This is a genomic window from Aurantimonas sp. A2-1-M11 (genome assembly GCF_036549475.1).
In the GTDB taxonomy this organism is placed as follows: Bacteria; Pseudomonadota; Alphaproteobacteria; order Rhizobiales; family Rhizobiaceae; genus Aurantimonas.
In genome coordinates, this window is the sequence record NZ_JAZHLI010000032.1 from 1 (window position 1) to 22,577 (window position 22,577).

At 67.4% G+C, this 22,577-nt stretch carries 19 protein-coding genes and 1 pseudogene; 10 read left to right on the forward strand and 10 right to left on the reverse strand.

What is annotated here, in order from left to right; genetic code table 11:
• Nucleotides 1–298: 298 nt before the first annotated feature.
• The gene (locus tag VQ042_RS14875) at nt 299–1,591 is read right to left on the reverse strand and encodes a tyrosine-type recombinase/integrase (protein ID WP_331820622.1); all 1,293 of its coding nucleotides are present in this window, start codon (nt 1,589–1,591) and stop codon (nt 299–301) included.
• Nucleotides 1,592–1,888: 297 nt separating this feature from the next.
• Between VQ042_RS14875 and VQ042_RS14880 the strand changes: the two genes are divergently transcribed.
• From VQ042_RS14880 to VQ042_RS14890, 3 genes are all read left to right on the forward strand, one after another.
• Nucleotides 1,889–3,085 carry an EAL domain-containing response regulator gene (locus VQ042_RS14880; RefSeq protein ID WP_331820625.1) on the forward strand — a complete coding sequence of 399 codons (1,197 nt, stop codon included), beginning with the start codon at nt 1,889–1,891 and terminating at the stop codon, nt 3,083–3,085.
• 125 nt (nt 3,086–3,210) lie between these two features.
• Nucleotides 3,211–5,961 (forward strand): ATP-binding protein, encoded by a 2,751-nt coding sequence (locus tag VQ042_RS14885; protein WP_331820627.1) that lies wholly within the window; start codon nt 3,211–3,213, stop codon nt 5,959–5,961.
• 145 nt (nt 5,962–6,106) lie between these two features.
• The gene (locus VQ042_RS14890) at nt 6,107–7,486 is read left to right on the forward strand and encodes a pilus assembly protein TadG-related protein (RefSeq protein ID WP_331820629.1); all 1,380 of its coding nucleotides are present in this window, start codon (nt 6,107–6,109) and stop codon (nt 7,484–7,486) included.
• Nucleotides 7,487–7,518: 32 nt separating this feature from the next.
• Here the strand turns inward: VQ042_RS14890 and VQ042_RS14895 are convergent, their stop codons facing one another.
• Nucleotides 7,519–7,998, reverse strand: a complete 480-nt coding sequence (locus VQ042_RS14895; protein WP_331820631.1) for a TspO/MBR family protein — start codon at nt 7,996–7,998, stop codon at nt 7,519–7,521.
• An 87-nt stretch (nt 7,999–8,085) separates the two neighbouring features.
• The gene (locus VQ042_RS14900) at nt 8,086–8,577 is read right to left on the reverse strand and encodes a DUF3429 domain-containing protein (protein ID WP_331820633.1); all 492 of its coding nucleotides are present in this window, start codon (nt 8,575–8,577) and stop codon (nt 8,086–8,088) included.
• A 170-nt stretch (nt 8,578–8,747) separates the two neighbouring features.
• Between VQ042_RS14900 and VQ042_RS14905 the strand changes: the two genes are divergently transcribed.
• Complete coding sequence (locus VQ042_RS14905) at nt 8,748–9,917, forward strand: fumarylacetoacetate hydrolase family protein (RefSeq protein ID WP_331820635.1); 1,170 nt, start codon at nt 8,748–8,750, stop codon at nt 9,915–9,917.
• Nucleotides 9,918–9,998: 81 nt separating this feature from the next.
• On the opposite strand, the gene VQ042_RS14910 is transcribed toward VQ042_RS14905, so the two are convergent.
• From VQ042_RS14910 to araD, 3 genes are read right to left on the reverse strand one after another with little or no spacing between them, the layout of a single operon-like run.
• A complete protein-coding gene (locus VQ042_RS14910) occupies nt 9,999–10,709 on the reverse strand; it encodes a ribonuclease activity regulator RraA (protein WP_331820637.1) in 711 nt (236 codons plus the stop codon).
• Nucleotides 10,710–10,763: 54 nt separating this feature from the next.
• Nucleotides 10,764–11,663, reverse strand: coding sequence for a dihydrodipicolinate synthase family protein (locus tag VQ042_RS14915; RefSeq protein WP_331820639.1), 900 nt, complete (start codon nt 11,661–11,663; stop codon nt 10,764–10,766).
• A gap of 8 nt (nt 11,664–11,671) precedes the next feature.
• Nucleotides 11,672–13,414 (reverse strand): L-arabinonate dehydratase, encoded by a 1,743-nt coding sequence (araD, locus tag VQ042_RS14920; RefSeq protein ID WP_331820641.1) that lies wholly within the window; start codon nt 13,412–13,414, stop codon nt 11,672–11,674.
• Between the two features lie 248 nt (nt 13,415–13,662).
• Here araD and VQ042_RS14925 point away from each other — a divergent pair, with 248 nt between their 5' ends.
• The 6 genes and pseudogenes from VQ042_RS14925 to VQ042_RS14945 all read left to right on the forward strand — a co-directional run bounded on the left by VQ042_RS14925 (nt 13,663) and on the right by VQ042_RS14945 (nt 19,096).
• Complete coding sequence (locus VQ042_RS14925; protein WP_331820643.1) at nt 13,663–14,697, forward strand: LacI family DNA-binding transcriptional regulator; 1,035 nt, start codon at nt 13,663–13,665, stop codon at nt 14,695–14,697.
• A 186-nt stretch (nt 14,698–14,883) separates the two neighbouring features.
• Nucleotides 14,884–16,431, forward strand: coding sequence for a putative bifunctional diguanylate cyclase/phosphodiesterase (locus VQ042_RS14930; RefSeq protein WP_331820645.1), 1,548 nt, complete (start codon nt 14,884–14,886; stop codon nt 16,429–16,431).
• A gap of 250 nt (nt 16,432–16,681) precedes the next feature.
• Entirely contained in the window at nt 16,682–17,443 is a 762-nt protein-coding gene (locus VQ042_RS14935; RefSeq protein ID WP_331820647.1) for an amino acid ABC transporter substrate-binding protein, read from the forward strand.
• A gap of 140 nt (nt 17,444–17,583) precedes the next feature.
• Nucleotides 17,584–17,664 (forward strand): annotated as a pseudogene (locus tag VQ042_RS26005) (cysteine ABC transporter permease); the annotation flags it as partial.
• A 20-nt stretch (nt 17,665–17,684) separates the two neighbouring features.
• The gene (locus VQ042_RS14940) at nt 17,685–18,344 is read left to right on the forward strand and encodes an ABC transporter permease subunit (protein WP_331820649.1); all 660 of its coding nucleotides are present in this window, start codon (nt 17,685–17,687) and stop codon (nt 18,342–18,344) included.
• Entirely contained in the window at nt 18,341–19,096 is a 756-nt protein-coding gene (locus tag VQ042_RS14945; protein WP_331820651.1) for an amino acid ABC transporter ATP-binding protein, read from the forward strand. The genes VQ042_RS14940 and VQ042_RS14945 overlap by 4 nt, the downstream gene beginning before the upstream one ends.
• Nucleotides 19,097–19,132: 36 nt before the next feature.
• Here the strand turns inward: VQ042_RS14945 and VQ042_RS14950 are convergent, their stop codons facing one another.
• Genes VQ042_RS14950 through VQ042_RS14965 form a run of 4 tightly spaced genes read right to left on the reverse strand, consistent with a single transcriptional unit; the run spans nt 19,133 to nt 22,574 of the window.
• Nucleotides 19,133–19,708 carry a class I SAM-dependent methyltransferase gene (locus VQ042_RS14950; protein ID WP_331820653.1) on the reverse strand — a complete coding sequence of 192 codons (576 nt, stop codon included), beginning with the start codon at nt 19,706–19,708 and terminating at the stop codon, nt 19,133–19,135.
• Entirely contained in the window at nt 19,692–20,411 is a 720-nt protein-coding gene (locus VQ042_RS14955; protein ID WP_331820655.1) for a PIG-L deacetylase family protein, read from the reverse strand. The genes VQ042_RS14950 and VQ042_RS14955 overlap by 17 nt, the downstream gene beginning before the upstream one ends.
• Complete coding sequence (locus VQ042_RS14960) at nt 20,408–21,499, reverse strand: acyl-CoA dehydrogenase family protein (RefSeq protein ID WP_331820657.1); 1,092 nt, start codon at nt 21,497–21,499, stop codon at nt 20,408–20,410. The genes VQ042_RS14955 and VQ042_RS14960 overlap by 4 nt, the downstream gene beginning before the upstream one ends.
• On the reverse strand, nt 21,489–22,574 hold the full coding sequence (locus VQ042_RS14965) for a glycosyltransferase (protein WP_331820659.1): 1,086 nt from the start codon (nt 22,572–22,574) through the stop codon (nt 21,489–21,491). The genes VQ042_RS14960 and VQ042_RS14965 overlap by 11 nt, the downstream gene beginning before the upstream one ends.
• Nucleotides 22,575–22,577 lie beyond the last annotated feature (3 nt).

Below are 22,577 nucleotides of genomic sequence, written 5' to 3' on the forward strand. Positions count from 1 at the left end.
TCGAGGACTTCGCATAGCGGCGCAGCGTGGGCTCGCTGATGGTAAGCCGTTCGCAGGTCTGGGCGACGGTCAGAATGATGGTTTGATCGGACACGGGGTGCCTCTCCAAAATCGCTGGTTTTCAGGATTTCGGGCATCCACCCGGAGCGCTGCGTCTTTACCGCAGCATGGGCCATCCGGCCCTAGCGCCGTCTCATCTGAGCGCGGCAATGCTAAGAAGACATGGCGCAACACGGCCCGTCAAGTACCGTCACAAAGAAAAGGGCCGATCCGCTTGGATCGGCCCTTGCGTCCCTAGTCATGCGATGAATTTCGACCATTTTTCGTTATATTCATTGCGATCAAGACTCAGATAATCGCACCATTGCTGCATTAGGTCCTTGCGTCGATCAAACGCATTGCCGCGTCGATAAGCCCTTTCGGTCCTATCCTTGATCGTATGGGCCAAGGCCATTTCCGCGATGGTATCGGGATGCAATGTCGTCTCGCTCACCCAATCGCGGAACGATGATCGAAATCCGTGGACGGTTAGATCGTTTCGCATTCCGCGAAGCATCATCAGCATCGCCATGTTGCTCAGGGGTTTGTTGCGTTTGGCACCGGGAAAGACAAACGGATTGCCGTCTAGTCGCGGTAGGCTTTCCAGCAATTCGATTGCTGCACTCGACAACGGCACCGCATGTTCATTGCCGGCCTTCATTCGTTCGGCTGGAATGGTCCACGTTGCGTTTTTTAGATCGACCTCGCTCCACGTCGCGTTCAGAGCTTCTGACGTGCGGACGGCGGTCAGGATCGTCAGCAAGAGCGCTTTTGCGGAGAAGTCCGGTTTGCTTTGTAGTTCTCGCACAAATGTCGGGACCTCCTTCCAATCCATAGCTGAATGATTGCCTCTGGACTGCTTGCCGTTTAGCCAAAATTCCAGATTGTCTTTCCACTGGGCCGGATTGCGGTGGTTCGTCCATAAATCGCTCGCCCCTTTCGCCTTTGCTGCCGCGATCACGATCTCAATGCGGCTGCGCACTCGCGATGCGGTTTCGCGAGCATTCTTCCACAGCGGTGCTGTTATCCCGTTTTTGGTGTGCGGTTGGCGCAGGACGTTCAACACGTCATCGGTGCTGATCTCGTGCGGCGCTTTGGTCCCAATAATCGGATATACGTACGCCGCCAATGTGTTCTGCCATTGCTGAGAATGCTTGGCATTCTTCCACTCGTCGCGATGCTGCTCGATGTAATCCAGCGCGACAGTCTCGAATGTGTCGCCAGATCGTTTAGGGCTCGCCGTGGCCGCTCCATTGCGCATCACAAGCGGATCATTGCCGGCTCGCACCTCAAGGCGAAGGCCTTCGGCGCGAAGTTCAAGCGATTTCAAATCAGCCGCCGTGATCGGTTCGCGAGGGTCGATGATTTCCAGCGTCATCAGCCGGCGCGTCCCTGACGGCGCGGTATAGCGGAACGTCCAGCTTGCGGAACCGGCCTTGGATATGGCGAGGGACAAGCCAAACCGATGCGCCCACAATCCGGGCTGACGGGCTTGGACGAGCGTGGAAATGGTGCGGGAGGTGAGCCCCTTTCGGGGGGATGCGGTCTTCATATGCGGAGCGTCCTTTTCGGTTGGTCGCCACGCTACCGCTCACCTTTTGCCGCTCACCAGTCGCCTATTTCCGGCTGAATGCTCATGGCGCTAGTGATCGCTCTTGAGCGGATAAATCCTGTGGATAAACAGTCGGTTAGGCGGAGAGGAAAGAGGCGAAGACGGTTAGTGACGGCATGTGACGCCCCATCGATACGGCCTCTCTCACCGCCATTCATTCCCAGCCATCGAAAATCCGGGCCGTCTGGTAACAGATTCTTCGTTACCCCGTGGGATGTTAGCCTCGCTGGAGGCACAATGGCGACTGCGCATCACATTCTCGTTGTCGACGACGACCCGATATTCCTGGCCGTGATCGAGAGCGTCGTGCTGTCGCTGGACAATCACGCGGTCTCGACCGCGTGCAACGGCGTCGAGGGACTGCGGATTCTCCAAGCCGCAACCCAGCCCGTCGATGTCATCATTCTCGATCTGAACATGCCGAAGATGGACGGGCTGGCCTATCTGCGCAGCCTCGGCCAGCTCGGCTATGCGGGCGGCGTCGTGCTGTCGAGCGGCGAATCCGAGGCCATCCTGGATGCGGCCAGGCGCATGGGCGAGATGCTCGGGGTGCGCATCTGCGGGTCGCTGAAGAAGCCGATCCGCACCGCCGATCTCGTCTCCATGCTGGAAGCCTGCGAAGCGCGCGTGTCGCAACGCCCGCCCTCGCTCGATCCGAACGGTGCCCAGGCTTCGGGCGGACCGCTCGGGACGCTCCTTCCCTATTACCAGCCCCAGGTCGACATCCGGTCTCTGGCCGTCGTCGGACTGGAAGCGCTGATCCGGCTCAAGACCGACGACGGTACGATTCTCGGGCCCCCGGCGGTCTTCCATCCTGGCATAACGGATGCCGACCTGCCCGCGCTGACGATCGCGATCGCCACGCGGGTGATGGACGGCATCGCGGCATGGCGCGCCCGGGGTATCTTCCACCGCGTCTCGATCAATCTCGACGCACGGGTCATCGAGGTGCCGAACGTCATGCCGCACCTGTTCGAACTGGCCGCCGAGCGCGGCATCGATCCGGCCGCCATCGTCTTCGAACTGACCGAGAAGGCCCTGCCGCATTCGATGACCGACATGATCGAGATCCTGACGCGCACCCGGATGGCCGGCTACGGCGTCTCGATCGACGATTACGGCACCGGCAGCGCCAATTTTGCCCTGTTGCGCCTCTGTCCGTTCAGCGAGCTCAAGATCGACCGCTCCATCGTGCAGGTCTGCACGAAGGACCGGATCTCGCGGCGGTTCCTGGAAACCGCTGCAACGACGGCAGACGATCTCGGCATGTCGGTGGTGGCCGAGGGCGTCGAGACGGCGGAAGAACTGCAGATCGTGCGCGAGTCCGGCATCCATATCGTCCAGGGCTATTTCTACAGCAGGCCGCTGCCGGCCATGGACGCCTTCCCCTTGACCGACATCTCGCGTCCGGTGCGCCAGGCCGGTTCGGGCTGAGCCGTTGGCACCGCCGACCGAACTCGCGCCTGCGGCGGGACCGCACGGTCAGCTCCGCGCGCGTCGCGTGACGTCGGCCCGGGCCCGATCACGGCCGCCGACGATCACGCGCCCGGGATAGGCCGATGCAGCCTTCGCCACCGGCCCTCCGGGTCAACCTCTGGCACTCCCTCGGCTTCCGCCTGTCGCTGGTCGTCGTGCTCGCGGTTCTGGTCGGCATGACCAGCACGGTCGGCTTCTTCGTCTACCAGGATTTTCGCCAGACGGTCGCCGCCGAGCAGAACCGCCTGCAGAGTTCTGCCGCCGCTTTCGCCGCCGCAGCATCCAACGCCGTCGCCCAGAAGGACCGGCGCGGCACGCTGGAGGTTCTGCGGGGAATCCGCGATCTCGCCCATGTGCGCTATGCCAGCGCCGCCGATGCCGATGGCGTGATGCTGGCCGAGATCGGCACGTCGGAAGCCCTCGTCAGCACCGACACCGCCCTCGGCGAAGCCAGTCGGCTGTCGCTGCTCTTCGCCGATACGATCACCGGCGGGGCGCCCGTCCGCAAGGGCGGCGTCACCATCGGCGCGATCACCATCCACGCCGACATCGCCTGGCTGCGCGGGCTGTATCTTTCGAACCTCCTGACCTCGCTTCTGGTCGGCGGCACGGTGCTTGTCGCGACGATCTTGGTCGCCTGGGTAATGATTGCCCGGATCGTCGACCCGCTGCGAACGCTGGCGGGCGAATTCGCCGATATCGGCCGCCGTTCCGACCTGTCGAAGCGCCTGCAGGTGACGTCGCGCGACGAGGTCGGCATCCTGTCGGGCGCGTTCAACGACATGTTCGCGCGGATCGACGAGCGCGACCGGCTGCTGCAGCGCCATCGCGAGACGCTGGAGGACACAGTCGCGCTGCGGACCGCGGAAATGCGCAGCGCCAGGGACGAGGCCGAGCGCGCCAATGCGGCGAAATCGGAATTCCTCGCCACGGTCAGCCACGAGATCCGCACCCCGATGAACGGCATGCTGGTGATGGCCGAAATGCTGACGGCCGCCCCCATTGCCGGCCGGTATCTGCGCCATGCCGAGATCATCCTGCGCTCGGGCCGCGGTCTTCTGAACATCCTCAACGACATCCTGGACATGTCCAAGATCGAGGCCGGCCGCCTCGATCTGGAGGAGATCCCGTTGTCGGTCGACACGCTGGTCGAGGACGTGGCCAGCCTGTTTGCCGAGAAGGCCCGGGAGAAATCCCTGTCGATCGCCATCATGATCGATCCCGACGTGCCGGCCGAGATGATCGGCGATCCGGTCCGCATCTCCCAGGTGCTGACCAATCTCGTGAACAACGCCCTGAAATTCACCGAGACCGGCGGCGTGACCATCGCGGTGCGCCGGCGCGATCCTGTCGAGCCCGCGCAAGCAACGCTGAGCTTCGCCATCCGCGACACCGGCATCGGCATTCCCGCCGACAAGCTGGGCAAGCTGTTCGGCCGCTTCACCCAGGCCGACCAGACGATCACCCGCAAGTTCGGCGGCACCGGCCTGGGCCTGGCGATCTCCAAGCAACTGGTCGAGGCGATGGGCGGCACCATCCAGGTCACCAGTCAGGAGGACGTCGGCTCCTGCTTCGGCTTCGAACTGGCCCTTGCGATCACCCGCCCGGCATCGCAGCCGGGGCGCTTTGCGGGCCGCACGATCAGGCTTCTCGACAGCGACCCGATCACCGCCGAGGCGACTGCAAGCCTGCTCGCGCGCCGCGGCGCATATGTCCTGCGCGGCGACGCGGCGGGGCCTCACCCCGCGCTGATCCTGGCCGCACTGCCGGACCTGAGCACATTGTCGAAGGCGGCGCAGGATTTGCCGCCGGTCGTGGTGCTGACGGACGGCAACGCCCGGGGCGGCGGGGACCATGACGGAGCCATGGCGGTCTCGGGCACCCTCGCGCTGCCCCTGCGGCGCAGCGACCTCGACCGCCTGGCGCAATGTCTTGCGAGCGGCGACTTCGCGCCCCTGCGGGACGAAGCCCCGGCGATGGAGCCCGCGGCGACCCTGCCCGACATGGCCGGCCTGCGCGTCCTGGCGGTGGACGACGTCGCGGTCAATCGCGAGGTCCTGAAGGAGGCCCTGTCGACCCTCGGCGTCACGACGATGCTGGCCGAGAGCGGCGAAGCCGCGGTGGCGATGAGCGCGCGCGACGCCTACGACCTGATCTTCATGGATTGCTCCATGCCCGGCATGGACGGCTTCACCGCGACGCGCCTGATCCGCGACGGCGAGCGGTCGGCCGGTCGCCAGCCGGCGACGATCGTCGCCCTGACCGCCCACAAGGACCCCGGCAGGACCGGGGAGTGGCAGAGCGCCGGCATGGACGCCTATTTGACCAAGCCCTTCACGATCCCCCAGATCGCGCGGATCCTCGGCGATTTCACCCCCCGGCCGGGCGCCGGCCATGCCCAGCCAGGCACCGATGGCGCGGACATCGCAGCCACAGCTCCTGCCCCCGACGCCGCGGCGCATCCGCTCCTCGATCCGGCGACGCTGGACATGCTGGCCTCGCTCGCGGCGCGCAGCGGCCCGTCCGTCCTGCAGAAGATCGTCGGCCTGTTCGCAGCCAATGCGCCGAAGGCCCTCGAGGACCTGCAGGAGGCCATGGCGAGCGGCAGCGCCGAGACCGCCCGGCTGGCGCATGCGCTGAAATCCATGTGCAACAGCGCCGGCGCCGCACGCGCGGCAGGCTTGTGCGGGGACATCGAGGCAGCCGCGCAGGCGGGCGAGCCGATCGCCCCCGCCGCGATAACGGAACTGGGACAGGTCCTGGGCGACAGCCATGCCGCGCTGGCCGCGCTCTGCGCCGACGACGGCCGGGATGCTGCGGGACAAACCGCATGAGGCCGGCGTTTCGCAACCCGGCGGCGACGCCTGCAACCGAAAGTTCAAATGCGAAATGCGGAATTCACTCGGTCCTAAGGGCCTGTGAGCGAAAAGGAAAAGCTGTCCCGCCCGCGACCGGAACCCTGACAGGAGGAGGTATGAAATGACGACACGTCTGTATGCCTTCGCCGGCGCGACACGGGGAAATGTCGCCGCGATCGTGGCGCTGCTCGCCCCGGTGCTCCTCTTCACGATGGGCACCGTCGTCAATTTCTCGACCGTCCATTCGGCCAATTCGCGGCTGCAGAGCGCGGCCGACAGCGCGGCCCTGGCCGCCGCGCGGGAATTGTATCTGGCCAACAGCCGGCCCGAGATCCTGAAAAGCGTCGCCTATTCCTTCGCCATGACCAATCTCGGCAGCCAGGCCGAAGGCGTCGAATTCGACGTCGAGATCGGTGGCGCCACCGCGTCGACAGCAGCCGCTCCCTCCGTATCGACGGAAGTCACGGTCACGCTGACCCGCGATTTTGCGAGTTCCCTGCCGATGCCGGACCTGACAGGCACCATCGGCACGCTGACGGCCAGCGCCACGGCGCGGATCGCCGGGGGCGGGCGGATCTGCGCAATCGCCCTCACCAGCGAGGGCAGCAAGGCCATCGACATTTCCGGCAACGCCGTCGTCCATGCCGCCAAATGCGCCGTCTACTCCAACTCCGCAGACCCCAGAGGCCTGTCGGTCACCCGGGTGGCCAAGCTCTCCAGCGAACTCGCCTGCTCGTCGGGCGGCTATGACGGCATCGAGACGAATTACGAGCCGCTGCCGCTGACCGACTGTCCGGCGGTGAGCGATCCGCTGTCCTCGCGGATCCCGCCTGTCCCGACGAAATGCGACCACGAGAATGAACGGATCACCAACAACAACCTGATCCTTCGGCCGGGCGTCTATTGCGGCAAGCTGCAGATCAGCGGCTCGAAAATCACACTGCAGTCCGGCATCTATGTGTTCTGGAATGCCAAGGTGAGGCTCGACAAGGGCAGCGAGGTGATCGGCGACAATGTCAGCCTTGTCTTCATCGGCCACAAATCCAGCCTCGACCTGAAGAACGACTCGACGATCTCCCTTTCGGCATCGGAGGACGGCCCGATGGCGGGTATTCTGATCTATGCCGACAGCCAGAAGAGGAATGCTCGCGACTTCAAGATCGAGAGCAACAACGCCAAGCGCATGATCGGCACGATCTACCTGCCCAATGACACACTGACCATCGGCGGCGACAAGAATGCCGACGGGGTCTGCGATCCCGACATCGCCGTCGTCGACGACGAGGACGAGGACGAAGGCGGCGGGCGTGGCGGCGGCGCCGGCACGCCTGGCTGCAAGGCCAATGTCGGGGAATTCTCCGACTGGACGGCTCTCGTCGCGAACAAGATCACCGTCACATCGGGCGTGAAGCTGGTGCTCAACACCAATTACGCGGGCTCTGACGTACCGGTCCCGGTGGGCGTGGGCCCGGTCGGCGGCAACATCGCCCTGTCGAAGTAGTGACGAGACCCGCCTTTCGCGCCTGAAACCCCTCAGGCGCTGGCGAAGGCGCCTGGATTTCGGCGCCAGACCGAGAAATTGAGGCAGGCCGCCACGCAGGCCCAGACCAGATACGGCACCAGGAGCCATCCGGCGATTGCGTCGATCGCGTAGAACACCGCGATGTTCAGGGCGATGGCCAACGCCATGGCGACGACGTCGGCAAACGCCAGGCCCGGCCGCCGCAAGCCGAAGAACAGCGCCGACCAGCCCGCGTTCAGGACGAGCTGCAGGGCATAGACGGCGAAGGGCAGCGCCACCAGCCCGGCCGCCTGGTAGACGCGCCAGCCGGCGATCGCGATCATCAGATACAGCGCCGTCCAGATCAGCGGGAACGCCAGGTTCGGCGGGGTCCAGCCCGGCTTGTCGAGCCGCTCGTACCAGGCCCCCGGCTTGAAGATCACGCCGCTCATGGCAACGGCCATCATGATGGCGAGAAAGGCGAGGAAGCTGGCGATGGCCGCAAGGCTCATGGTGGTCTCCGATCAGGACATGAAGGCATGCCGTCACCGCCCGAGAGCGGCCTGCGCTCGGCAGATATAGGGTGCTTTCCGGATGGTCTAAAGGTACGGGCTCGTCCAGATGCGCGCCGCGACGACCGCCAGCGCGAGAATCGGAACCAGCATCTGCACCGGCCGCAGCGGGTCGAAGGATCCGGGCGCCTCGCCACGGCGGGAGCCGAGCGGATCGAGGATGGCAAGGCTGGCATAGCCGGCCATCTGTAGCAGCGCCGCGATCATCGGAAAGGCCCAGATCGTCGCAACAAGGCTGCCCACGCCGGCCTGGAACAGCCACAGCATGGTCAGGATCTGCACGGCCGTCACGCCTCCGGGCTGGCCGAAACTCGCGCCGCGCCGGACGCCGGACAGGAAGAGCAGCACCGACGCGCCCCAGAACAGGGTGAGGTTGAGCGCCAGGAACGACTGGGCGTCCGGCGCGAACCACAACGCCAGCGCACCGACGATCAGCGGCAGCATCGCGCCATAGGCGAACATCCGGTCGATCCATGGCGAGCGGGCCGCCTTCCGGGCACCGATTCTGCGTCTGTCCATGTCCGCCTTCCTTCTTGCCGGGGCGAAACTGCACCGGTCCGGCCCGGTTCCGGAAGGGGCCGGCACTGAGGATCGCCCGAAAGGGTTGCACAGGCCACGCCCGATGTGATCCCTGTTGCCGACCGCCGATGCGCCTGCGCGCCGGCTCCCGCCGTCAACAGGAACCCGCCATGACATTGACCGACTATCTTCCCGCCGACCATGGCGAGGCCGTCCTCGTCGGCCGCATCCACGATCCCGAGGTCTCGGGCCCCTCTGTCGTCGTGCTGAAGGGCGATCGCTTCGTCGACGTCTCGGCGCACGCCGCCACCATGTCCGAACTGCTGGAGACCGAGGATCCGGTCGCGCTCCTCGCCCGCGCCGATTCCGGCAAGAGCTGGTCCGCGGAGGAGGTGCTGGCCGCCTCGCCGGCGGATGCGACGAGGCCGCATCTGCTTGCGCCCTGCGACCTGCAGGCCGTGAAGGCCTGCGGCGTCACCTTCGCGCGCTCGATGGTCGAGCGGGTGATCGAGGAGCGTGCCAAGGGCGACCTGGCCCGTGCCCGGGCCATCCGCGAGGAGATCGCCGCGGTCATCGGCGGCACCCTGTCGGACATCAAGGCGGGCTCCCCCGAGGCGGAGCACGCCAAGGAGGTGCTGCTGAAGGGCGGCTACTGGTCGCAATATCTGGAAGTCGGGATCGGTCCGGATGCGGAGGTGTTCACCAAGGCGCCGGTGCTGTCCTCCGTCGGCCATGCCGCCGAGATCGGCATCCTGCCCTCGTCGGCCTGGAACAATCCCGAGCCGGAGGTGGTGCTGGCGGCCAATTCGCGCGGCCAGGTCGTCGGCGCGACGCTCGGCAACGACGTCAATCTGCGGGACGTGGAAGGGCGCAGCGCCCTCCTCCTCGGCAAGGCCAAGGACAACAACGCCTCCTCCGCCATCGGTCCGCTGATCCGCCTCTTCGACGACCGCTTCACCATGGACGACGTGCGCGCGGCCGAACTCGACCTGACGGTCACCGGCACCGATGGCTACGTTCTGGAAGGGCGCAGTTCCATGCGCGAGATCAGCCGCGACCCGCTGGATCTGGTCGGCCAGACCTGCAGCCGCCACCATCAGTATCCCGACGGGTTCATGCTGTTCCTGGGCACGCTCTTCGCCCCGGTCGAGGACCGCGACGTGGCCGGCGAGGGCTTTACCCACAAGCTCGGCGACAAGGTGGAAATCGCCAGCGCGCGCCTCGGCCGGCTGGTCAACACCGTCACCCACACCGACAAGGCACCAAAGTGGACCTTCGGCATCACCGAACTGATGCGCAACCTCGCCGCCCGCGGCCTGCTCGGCGCCTCGCGCGCCTGATCCGATCAGCCGGAACGGGGTGCCCCGCTTCCGGCCGGACGCCTCTGCGAACAGGGCTCGTCGGCGCGGGCCGAAGGTCCGTCAGCGTCCGTGTCTGGCCCGCCACTCCGCGAAGGCAACCTGGTGCTCGTCCCTGGTGCAGGGATAGAGCCCCATGATCGACGCCCCGTCGCGGACGCGCTCGACGACGAAATCCTCGTAGGCGGTCATCTCCACCGCCTCGTCGGCCACCTCGTCGGCGATGTCCGCCGGGATGACGATCACGCAGTCGTCGTCACCGACCACCACGTCGCCCGGAAAGACCGGCGAGTCGCCGCAGCCGATCGGCCCGTTGATCTCGATCGCCTCGTGCAGGGTCAGGTTGGTCGGGCTCGACGGCCGCGTATGATAGGCCGGCATGTCGATGCCGCCGATCGTCGCCGCGTCGCGAAAGCCGCCATCGGTCACCACGCCGGCGACGCCGCGCACCATGAGCCGGGTGATCAGGATGTCGCCTGCGCTGGCCGCGCGCGGGTCCTTGCGGCTGTCGATGACCATGACATGGCCGGCCGGGCACGCTTCGATGGCGGCGCGCTGCGGATGGTCGGGCTTGCGGAACTCTGCGAGCTGGTTGCGGTCCTCGCGCGCCGGCATGTAGCGCAGGGTGAAGGCCGGGCCGACCATGTTGCGCCCCTTCGGGGCCACCGGACGAACCTCCTGGATCACCTGGTTGCGCAGGCCGCGCTTGAAGAGCGCCGTGGCCAGCGTCGCCACCGAGACGCCCATCAGTTTCTGCCGTGTCGCTTCGTTCATCGCCAAGGTCTCGCTTCGGGTCGTTGGTCGCGCGCCCTTCGGGCGCCGCCTTTGTCAGATCAGGCCGTTGGTGGTGAGGAAATCGGTCATGCGCGCCTGCTGGGCCTCGCTCAGCGGCCAGGCGGACGGCGGCCGCGTGGGCCCGCAATCCTGCCCCATCGCTGCGAGCGCCGCCTTCACGCCGGTGACGTTGGTCCCGTTCAGTTCCTCCGCCCGGATCTCCTCGAAGGCGCGCATGCCGGCGATGAGCTGGCGGGCCGCCGCAAAGTCGGAGGCTTCCAGCGCCGCATGGATCGCCATGGAGCGCTCCAGCCAGACATTGATCAGGCCCGAGGTGAAGCCCCGCGCGCCGACGGCGTAGAAGGCCGGCGCCCAGACTTCGGCAAGGCCGCCGACCCAGGTGATCGAGGGATCGCAGGCGGCGATGGCCTCGGCGAGCTTCATCGGATTGGGCGTTGCCCATTTCACGCCCTTGACGCCCGGCAGCGCGCAGAGGGCGGCGATGCCCCCGGTGCCGATCGCGTCGTTGCGCAGATACAGCATGACCGGCAACCCGCCCGAGGCATCGATGATGGCGCGGACATAGTCGACGGTGCCGCGCGGCGCGACGAAAGGATCGGGCGGCTGGTGCACCATCAGCGCCGAAGCCCCGGCATCGGCCGAGGCCCGGGCCAGCCGGCAGGCATCGCGGATGCCGCGGCCGACGCCGGCGAGCAGCGGCGCGCGCCCCGCCACAAGTGCGGCAACCTCGCGGACCATGGTCACGGCCTCGTCCGTGGTCAGCGCATAGAACTCGCCGGTATTGCCGTTGACCACCGGCATGTGCACGCCCGCGGCCAGCGCCCGGTCCAGGATCGGCGCCAGCCGCCCGGGCGCAATGTCGCCCGCCGCGTCATAGGGCGTGACCAGAATGCCGGAAATGCCCGCAAGGGCCCTGTCGAGGTCGTGGCGCATGGCGGCCTTCAGAATATGTCGGGTTCGGGGACCGCCGGGCCGAAGCCCCGCTCGAGATAATCGAAGTCGCAGCCCTTGTCGGCCTGGGTGACGTGGCGCGAGAACATCCAGCCATAGCCGCGGCCGTAGCGCGGCTCTGGCGGCTTCCAGGCCTCGCGGCGCGCCGCCAGCTCGGCCTCGTCCACCAACATGTCGAGGCGTCGGTTCGGCAGGTCGAGGCGCACGATGTCGCCGGTCTTCAGCAGTGCCAGCGGCCCGCCCACGAAGGATTCCGGCGCCACATGCAGGACGCAGGCCCCGTAGGACGTGCCCGACATCCGCGCGTCGGAAATGCGCAGCATGTCCCGGTGTCCCTGCTTGATCAGCGCCTTGGGGATCGGCAGCATGCCCCATTCCGGCATGCCGGGCCCGCCCTGCGGCCCGGCATTGCGCAGGACCAGCACGTGGTCCGGCGAAACGTCGAGGGTTTCGTCGTCGATCGCCGCCTTCATCTCGGGATAAGAATCGAAGACCAGCGCCGGGCCCTGGTGCACATGGAAGCGCGGATCGCAGGCCGCAGGCTTGATCACCGCCCCGTCCGGGCAGAGATTGCCGCGCAGCAGCGCCAGCGAGCCCTCGTGATAGACCGGGTTGGACAGGGGCCGGATCACGTCGTCATTGTAGACCTCGGCGCCTTCCAGGCATTCGCCGAGGGTCTTGCCCGTGACGGTGATGCAGGAGGTGTCGAGCCGCGCCTCGATCTGCTTCATCAGGGCGCGCAGCCCGCCCGCATAGAAGAAGTCCTCCATGAGATAGTCCTTGCCCGATGGGCGGACATTGGCGATCAGCGGCGTCGTGCGTCCCAGCGCGTCGAGATCGTCCAGCGTCAGGTCCACCCCGGCGCGGCGCGCCATGGCGATGATGTGGACGACGGCATTGGTCGAGCAGCCGGTGGCCATGGCCACGATCGCCGCATTGCGCACGGCGGCCGCGGTCACGATCTTGTCCGGCGTCAGGTCCTCCCAGACCATGTCCACGATCCGCCGGCCGCAGGCCGACGACATGCGCTGGTGGCCGGAATCGGCGGCCGGGATCGACGAGGCGCCCGGCAGGGTCAGCCCCATCGCGTCGGCGATCGCCGTCATGGTCGAGGCGGTTCCCATGGTCATGCAGGTGCCGACCGAGCGCGCGATGCCACCCTGGATGCCGAGCCATTCCTCGTCGGTGATGTTGCCGGCGCGGCGCTCGTCCCAGTATTTCCAGGCATCCGAACCGGAGCCGAGGATCTTGCCGGCATAATGGCCGCGCAGCATGGGCCCGGCTGGCAGGTAGATCATCGGCACGCCGGCGGTCAGCGCGCCCATGACCAGGCCCGGCGTGGTCTTGTCGCAGCCGCCCATCAGCACCACCCCGTCGAGGGGGTGCGAGCGGATCGTCTCCTCCGTCTCCATGGCCAGCATGTTGCGGTAGAGCATGGAGGTCGGCTTGGTGAAGCTCTCGTCCACCGACAGCGACGGCAGTTCGACGGCAAAGCCGCCGGCCTGGGCGACGCCGCGCTTCACGTCCTGCACGCGCTCGCGAAAATGGCCGTGGCAGGAATTGAGCTCCGACCAGGTGTTCAAGACGCCGATGATCGGCTTGCCGCGGAAATCCTCCTCCGCATATCCGAGCTGCATCATCCGAGAGCGGTGGCCGAAGCTGCGCAGATCGTCGGGCGCGAACCAGCGGGCGCTGCGCAGGGTCTCCGGCGTCTTCCGGCTGGTCTCGGCCATGTGTCCTCCGCCAACAATTTGACGGAATGTATGCGCTTCCATCAGGAGGTGTCAACGCAAGGACGGGCACGCGTTCTCTGCTACAGGATCGACCGGAGGGTTCGAACCGCGGATGACAGAACGGAAAGAATGCGTATACATCTATCGACCGAATGACGTGATATTTCGAACCGATCGACCCACGATCCGCGTTGGTTCGATACGCCATGCAATACACCGGATACCGACAGCGCCGGACGAGGCCATCGATGAACGAGCCCGAAACGCAGCCGAAGGAGTCTCACCGCGGCGGCGGTACCGTCACGATGGCAACGGTCGGGCGCCTCGCCGGTGTCTCCCAGGTGACCGTGTCGCGTGCGCTCAGCGATCCCACCCGGGTCGCGCCGGCCACGCTGGACAGGATCCGCGCGGCGATCGCGACCACCGGATTCGTGCCCAATGCCCTGGCCGGCGCCCTCGCCTCGCGCCGCAGCCGGCTCATCACCGCCCTGGTGCCGTCGATCACCAACATCGTCTATGCCGCCATGATCAAGGCCTTCAGCGAGCGGATCCGCGAGCACGGCTACCAGATCCTCCTGTCGGAAACCGGGCTCGATCCCGCCGACGAGGAAACACTGATCGAGACGCATCTATCGCGCCGGCCGGACGCGATGCTGTTGACCGGCATCCACCACACGGCGAGGGCCCGCCGGATGCTGCTCGGCGCCGGCATTCCAGTGGTCGAGATGTGGGACATCACGGAGTCTCCCATCGATCTCTGCGTCGGCTTTTCCCATGTCGAGGCGGGGCGGGAAGCAGCCGATTTCGCCGCCGCGGCCGGTTATGTCCGCGCCGGCACGGTGTCGGCCGGCGACGAGCGTGCGGCGCGCCGCAAGGCTGCGTTCGTCGCGCGCTTTGCCCGGCATTCGGACGCAGCGGTCGAGCAGGTCGACTTCGAAGGGTCGGCGAGCCTCGAGCGGGGTCGGCAGGGTCTGGCCGAGCTCGTCAACGGGCGTGGCTTCAGCCGCGGCGTAGTCTTCTGCAGCTCCGACCTCCTCGCCCATGGCGTCGTGATCGAGGCCAGGGCACGCGGTCTTGCCGTGCCGGGCCAGATCGCGGTGATCGGCTTCGGCGACCAGGATTTCGCGGCCCATGTGGAGCCCGGCCTGACCACCATCCGGGTCGACCGCCCGGCCTTCGGCCGCGCCGCGGCGGAGGTGATCCTCGCCCGCTTCGATGGCCAAAGCCCGCCGGCGGCCGTCACCGATCTCGGCTTTCGGATCGTGGCGCGCGGATCGGCCTGATCGCGGCCGCCTGCAGCGGCGTCGAGCGCCCGTCCGGGTCGGGACGGTCTTGCAGTGTGGCGTTTCCGGCAAATCGCCTGCAGGAGCCGGCCAACGCGCGTTGTCACCAGATCGTCACGAACCGTTTACCCGGCCTTATGACTTGCTCGCCGACAAAGTCCCAAATGAAACTTCCAGGATAAGCAATTGTCCCAGTTCCGCGATCCTCGCACGACGATGCGTCTCGGCCATGCCTCGATGCTCGGCTGGCTCCTGGCGATCCTGGGGCTCGCTGCACTCGGGCTTTTCGAAGCGGACGGCGAGGATCCGCTGATGACCCGGATCCTGGCCGCCATGGCCGTGGTCGCGGTGATCGCCCTCGCCTCGGCCTGCTGGCAGCATCGCCTCGAGATCGAGCTGTTCCGTCAGAAGGCGGTGACGGACCGCCAGAACGCACAGATCCACGAACGCGACGCGGCCACCGGCGCGCTGACCCGGCGGGTCTTCATCAGCCGTTGCGGGGAGCGCCTGAAGAGCGTCCCCGGATCGGGTGGCCACGCGCTGTTGCTCATCGACCTGGATCATCTCAAGCAGATCAACGACGCCTATGGCCACGACATGGGCGACGCGGCCCTGCGGCATCTCGCATCGGTCGCCGGCCGCCTTTTCCCCGGCAGCATCATCGGCCGGGTCGGCGGCGACGAATTCGCACTTCTGACGCAATGCGCTTCACCAATCGGTGCCACCCGGCTGGCCGGGCGCTTCCTCAGCGAACTGGACCGCACCGTCTATCATTCCGGCCGGCCGATGAACCTGTCGGCGTCAATCGGCATCGCCTGCGCCTGTGCCTGTGGCGACACCGCCCTGTTCGACGATCTGATGCAATATGCCGACCTTGCCCTCTACCAGAGCAAGCGCAACGGCCGCGCCCAGGCCACCCTGTTCGAGAGCGAGATGCTGCGGGACCAGAAGCACATCCGCTACATCGAGCGCGAATTGCGGGCCGCGATCCTGCTCAACGAGCTGGAACTCGCCTATCAGCCCATCGTGCGGGTCGATGGCACGTTGCATGGCCTCGAGGCGCTGGTGCGCTGGCGCCATCCCCTGCGCGGCGTCATTCCTCCGGTGGATTTCGTTCCCATCGCCGAACAGTCGATGCTGATCGACCTGCTGGGCGAATGGGTCTTCCGCCGCGCCTGCCGGGACGGCATGGGCGCGGGCTCCCTCAGCATCGGCGTCAATTTCTCCGCCAGCCAGCTCAAGCGCGACGATGTGGTGGCGATGGTCGACCGGGTGCTGGCGGAAACCGGCATGCCGGCCAGTCGGATCGTCATCGAGATCACCGAATCGGTGGCGATGAACGCCAACGAGCATGTCATCCGGCGGCTGACGGCGCTCCGTGCCCTGGGCGTGCGCATTTCGCTCGACGATTTCGGCACCGGCTTCTGCGGCTTTTCCTATCTGCGCACCTTCCCGATCGATTCCCTCAAGATCGACCGCAGCTTTGTGGCCCGGCTGGGGGACAGCGAGGCCGAGAACGTGCTGATCACCGCGCTCGCCAGCGTGGCGAACGCCATGGGCCTGTCCCTCGTCGCCGAGGGAATCGAGACGGCCGAGCAGATGGTGCTCGCCACGACCGCGGGCTGCCGGCTTCTGCAGGGCTATCATATCGCCCGGCCACAACCCTGGTCGGACATCGAGACGATGCTGGCCGGCGAGGGCGCGATCGTATCGACGAAGGCGGCGGCCGCCTGAGCGGTTGATCTCACGTTGCCAGACCGCACGCGGCTGACCTGCGGCGGCGAGAAGCCTGGATCCGGAACCGCGGGCCGCAGGCGAAGCGTATTGCGCGTCACGCGGCGGATCACCGCGAAAATGCCGCCTGGGGAACAAGCAACCCCGATCCGGCGTCCCTGCGCCAAACCATTCCTTGATGGACACGCCGCGAATACCGAGTTTCCGGGCAACGCGCGACGAGCGCCCTCTCATCTCGGGAACGACCATCATGAAGCTCACGCTTGCAACACTCTCCGCCGCCCTTCTCATCGGCACGGCCGCCCATGCAGGCAGCCTCGAAGACGTAACGTCCTCCGGCACGCTGCGGATCGGCACCGAGGGCACCTATGCCCCCTTCACCTATCACGACACATCCGGGACCCTCGTCGGCTTCGACGTCGAGATCGGCCGCGAGATCGCCAGGCGCCTCGGCGTGGAGGCGGAATTCGTCGAGGGCAAGTGGGACGGTCTCATCGCCGGCCTCGCCTCGGACCGCTACGACGCGGTGATCAACCAGGTCGGCATCACCGAGGAGCGCCAGGCCCGCTTCGATTTCTCCAAGCCCTATATCTTGTCCAAGGCCGTTCTCATCGTGAAGGACGACAATGACGAGATCGCCGGCTTCGCCGATCTCGACGGCAAGCGCGCGGCCCAGTCGCTGACATCCAATTACGGCCGCATCGCCGAGGAAGCCGGCGCCAGCCTTGTCGGCACGGACGGCTTCGACCAGTCGATCCAGCTCGTCATCACCGGGCGCGCCGATGCGACGATCAACGACAACCTCTCCTATCTCGACTTCAAGAAGCAGCAGCCCGACGCGCCGGTGAAGGTCGTTGCCAGCGAGGCCGAGGCCGCCGCCTCCGGCGTGGTCGTCCAGAAGGGCAATCCCGAGCTCGTCGCCGAGATCGACAAGGCACTCGACGCCATCCGCGCCGACGGCACCTACGAGACCATCTCGCAGAAATATTTCGGCGCCGACGTCTCGCGCTGATCGTGATGGCGGCGGCGGCACGATGCCGGCCGCCGCCGCCGCGCTACATCGTTGCTGCAGGGCCGCGCTTCTGACGTAGAGCGCCCCCACTTGCCGCTGCGACAGGATCGGACCCTCCCTTGCACCCCACCCTGCAACTGATGCTCGATTCGCTCTGGCCCCTGGTCCGGGCGGGTCTCGTCTTCACCGTGCCGCTGGCGATCCTGTCCTTCGCCTTCGGCCNCACCCCACCCTGCAACTGATGCTCGATTCGCTCTGGCCCCTGGTCCGGGCGGGTCTCGTCTTCACCGTGCCGCTGGCGATCCTGTCCTTCGCCTTCGGCCTGTCGCTCGGCTTCCTCACCGCCGTGGTGCGACTGTTCGGCCCCAGGCCGCTGGCGGCGGTGGCACGCTTCTATGTCTGGTTCATCCGCGGCACGCCGCTGCTCGTCCAGCTCTTCGTCATCTTCTATGGCCTGCCCAGCGTCGGCATCCTCATCGACGCCTTCCCGGCGGCGCTGATCGGCTTCACCCTCAGCGTCGGCGCCTATACGTCGGAGATCATCAGGGCGGCCCTGTCCTCCATCGGCAAGGGCCAGTGGGAGGCCGCCTATGCGATCGGCATGACCCAGAGCCAGGCGATGAAGCGCACCGTCGTGCCCCAGGCCGTGCGCGTCGCCGTGCCGCCGCTGTCGAATTCCTTCATCTCGCTGGTGAAGGACACCTCGCTGGCCGCGGCCATCACCGTGCCCGAGATGTTCCAGCAGGCCCAGCGTATCGTGGCGACCACCTACGAGCCGCTGATCCTGTATGTGGAGGCGGCGCTGCTCTACCTCGTCCTGTCCTCGGTCCTGTCGACCCTGCAGAGCCGGCTGGAAAAACGCTTCGGCCGCCAGGGCGGCTATCTGGAGTCCGGCGCATGATCCGCCTGTCCGGCATCCGCAAGCGTTTCGGCGACAACGAGGTCCTGCGCGGCGTCGATCTCGGCATTGCCGAGGGCCGCGTCACGGCGCTGATCGGCCCGTCCGGCAGCGGCAAGAGCACGCTGCTGCGCACCGCCAACCTCCTGGAGATGCCGGAGGCGGGCACGCTGGAGATCGGCGACACGCGGGTCGCCTTCGCGCCGGGAGCGCGGCCATCGCAGGCGCAGATCCTGGCGACCCGTCGCAAGACCGGCATGGTCTTCCAGAACTTCCAGCTCTTCCCGCACCGGTCCGTCGCCGAAAACGTGACCGAAGGACTGGTCACCGTCTGGAAATGGCCGGCGGCCAGGGCACGAAGCCACGCCATGATGCTTCTGGAGAAGGTCGGCATGGCCCACAAGGCCGATGCCTGGCCGTCGACATTGTCCGGCGGCCAGCAGCAGCGCGTGGCCATCGCCCGGGCGATCGCCGCGTCGCCGACGCTGCTTCTGTGCGACGAGCCGACATCGGCCCTCGATCCCGAACTCGCCATCGAGGTGGTGGACGTGCTGCGCAGCCTCGCCGAGGAAGGCATGACCATGCTCATGGCCACCCACGATCTGCGGCTCGCCGCCCAGATCGCCGATCATGTGGCGTTTCTCGACGGAGGCGACATCGTCGAGGAGGGATCGCCGGAGACGATCTTCCGCCAGCCGGAGGATCCACGGACGATCCGCTTCGTCGGAACCCTTCTCGGCACCGCCGGCGGGTGATCGGCGGGGCGAGAATTGCCCGCCGCCCCGTGTGCATCAGCGGTCGAAGGCGACCGCCGAAAAACGTCCGGTCCGGTAGCGGACGCCGGCGCGAAAGCCGCGGGCGAAGGCCCGCTCGACCGCTTCCGTCACGAGGGCGGGCGGGGTGGCGGCGTCGTCGAACGCCAGGAAATGGTGGAGAAAGACGATCCGCCCGCCCGGGGCCACCGCCGCTCGCAGCCGGGCCAGCATCTGCCGCAGATCGTTCGGCCGCAGGTAGTAGAGGAGCTCCGACACCACCACGAGGTCATAGGGCCCGCGCGGCATGTCTCGTGGCAGCACCGCCTCGGCAAAGCGGATTTGCCGCGACCCCGCATTGCGCTCCCGCGCGATCGCGAGGGCCGACGGCGAACTGTCCAGCGCCAGGAGACGCAGCGATGTCTTGCCCAGGACGGCCGTGGTCTCGCCGTTGGCGCAGGCAAGTTCCAGCGCACGGCCCCGCGTCCGCGTGCCGACCGCCTCCATCAGGATACGCCGCTTGAACCGCTCGAAGGGCGAGGCGGCATAGCGCCACGGATCGGGATCGGCGGCGAACATCGCCTCGAACCCGTCCACATCAATCGGCTTGGCCATCCTGCCAGTAACTTTCGATCGGGCCCGTCAGCCGGGCGATGGTCGTTTCGTCGAGGCGGAAGCCGTCCGGATCGTCGTCGATCAGCGCCGTGGTCTGGGACAGATGCGCGGCGACCGCCGCACGCTTGGTCTCGACGGCCGCGGCAATGTCGAAGGAGACACGGCGCATCTCCCCCGGGCGCGGGTGGTCGTCCGCCGCGCCCAGCTCGTCGAGCCAGATGGCGTATTCCAGCCGGTCCGGCGTCAGGCCTTCCAGCGCCAGCGCCTGGGTGACGAGATGCCAGGCGGCGCGGTGGTCCGAATGCGGATCGCGGCGCCAGGGTAGCAGCACGAGGTCGGGCCCGAACCCGGCGGCGACGGCGCGGATTACTCCAAGGGCCGCGTCCCAGCCGCTCGAGCCCTCTTCCGGCAGATCGGCATCGGGCAGGTCGAGGAAGCTCCGGGGCATGACGCCGAGACCGAGAATGGCCAGCGCGTCCTCGGCCTCCTGGAGACGCTTGGCGGCGAGCGCCGGCCGGGGCCATGTCGGCGAGTTGCGGTGCGAGGCGCCGCCGTCGGTGACGAACAGCGTGTGGAAGTGGCGGCCATCCCTGGCGAGAATGGCGGCAAGGCCGCCGCACCCAAGCGATTCATCGTCGGCATGGGGCGCGACGATGAGGATGTTGCGGGCGGCCAGCATGCGCGGATCGCGCGCCTGGCTCATGCGTCCGGTCCCTCGCCCGGCAGCCAGTCGCCGGCGGCGATGGCGTCGCCGAGCGCGCGCAGGGCGCCGTCGGGATTGGGTTGCCGCAGATAGGTGCGCAGGTCGCGCACCAGCCGCTCCAGCGGATGCGGCCGGTTGAAGCCGGCGGCCCCTACCGCGCGCTCGGCGTCCTCCAGGACCGCCAGCGCCGCAGCCTCGACCGCCGAGCGCGTTGCATTGGCCGTCGCCACGAGATGGCGTTGTTTCGCTGCATCGGCCGGATCGGCAGCCGCACTGGCCCATGCACGGGCCCCGCGAACCAGCCAACCATGGGCGGCATCGACCGCCAGCCCCATCCGGGCCAGGCGCTGCGCCTGATAGGGATCCGCAGCCCGGCCGGTGCGCGTCAGATGTTCGAGCGCGACATCGAAGACGGCATGGAGCCCACCCACCTGCACGGCGGCAAAGCGGATGGCTCCGCCACTGAACCACGGCTCCGTGGTGTAGTCCCCGGGCCGGCCCAGCCGATGTGCGTCGTCGATGACGACGCCGGAAAAATCGACGACATGGCTGCCCGAGCCGCGCATGCCCATCGGGTCCCACCACGACCGGTCGACAGGCGCGTCGGCGAGCGGCATCAGCAGCATCTGCCGACCGGCCTCGCTCGGGACCGTGACGATCGCCCGCGACAGCCCGTCGACGCCGGAAGCGAAGTTCTTGGCGCCGGACAGGGTCCCGGCGGTCTCGGTCAGGGGATGGCCGGGCGCATCGGTGTTCCAGACCCCAAGCCATGCGCCGTCGGCCGCGGCATGGCGCACCGCCTCGCGCTGGGCGTCGCTGCCATAGGCGCGGATCAGCAGCAGCGCGTTGACATGTCCCTCATAGATGCGGCCGACACTGAGATCGCCGCGTCCGATCGCGGCGAGCAGACGCAGGAGATCGCCGATCCTGGCGGGCTCCAGAGGCGGATCGGCGGCGAGCGACGAATTGGCCAAGAGCGCGAAGGCCGCATGGGGAAACGCCGCCTCCGTCTCGTAGGACCGCGGCAAGACGAACAGCGCGCGGCTGAGAGCCGACGCCGCATCCTGCGGTCGAAGCTTATGCAGCATGCTCTCTGGCCTCATCCCGTCTCAGCAATTGTCCCAGTTCCGCGATCGCCTGCACCACCGGCATCATCCCTGGGGCATCCGGCTCGTCCGGTGCGAAGCGTTCGATCAGGGCATAGGATGGCAGGACGCGGCCGTCCGCATCGTGCAGTTCGGCGGGCTTCAATCCGAGACGCGTGGCGATAACAGCCAGTCGCGCCGGGTCGGCACGGCCGACTTCGCGCAGAAGATTGCGGCGGACGGCCCGTGCCAGCGCCCGTTGTGGCGCTTCCACCAGATGCGGTCGCCCCGCTTCGGCGTCGGCAACCCATTGCGCCAGCGTATCGGCCATGCCGCCCGCGGCGCGTCCGCAGGTGCGGGCCGAGACTTCCACCCACACCGCAGGATCGTGGCGCAGGCTGAAACCGGCGCGCCGCACCCGGGCGACGAATTCGAGATCCTCGCGGAAGGCCGTCGCCGGCAGGCCGGCCACCGCGTCGTAGACACTGGCACGCACGGCCAGGCTCGCGCCGGTATGGTCGCGATGGCGCGGCCAGGGATCGTGGGGTATCGGATCCACATGGCAGGCGAGCCGGTCGCACAATTCAGCATAGCAGAGATAGTTCTCCACCCTTGCTCCGAAGGCCGGCCCCAGAAGCGCCTCCTCGCGCCGGTCGCCGACCACGCGGCCACCCACTAGATCGGCACCACGTTCGATCGCGGAAAGATTGGCGTCGATCCAGCCGGCGGACGGCACCGCATCCGCGTCGGTGGTCAACAGCACGGTGCGTTCGGGCTCGCTCGAGAGCGTGCGGGCGAGATCCATGCCCAGCCGCCGCGCGGCACCAACATGGGCGAAGGGCGCGGGAAACAGACATTCGACCACGTGCAGCCGCAGCCGCGTGCCGGCCGCGGCGGCCTCTGCGGCGGCCCGGGAGCGGTCGTCGGTGTTGTTGAGGACAAGGACGACGTCGAGAAACTGGCCGCAGCGGGCGATCCAGCTCTGATCCGCCAAGGAGCGGAGAAGCGCCGGCAGGCGCTCCTCCTCGTTGCGGGCCGGCACCGCCACGATCGGCAGGTGCCCACAGGCTATTGCCAAGGG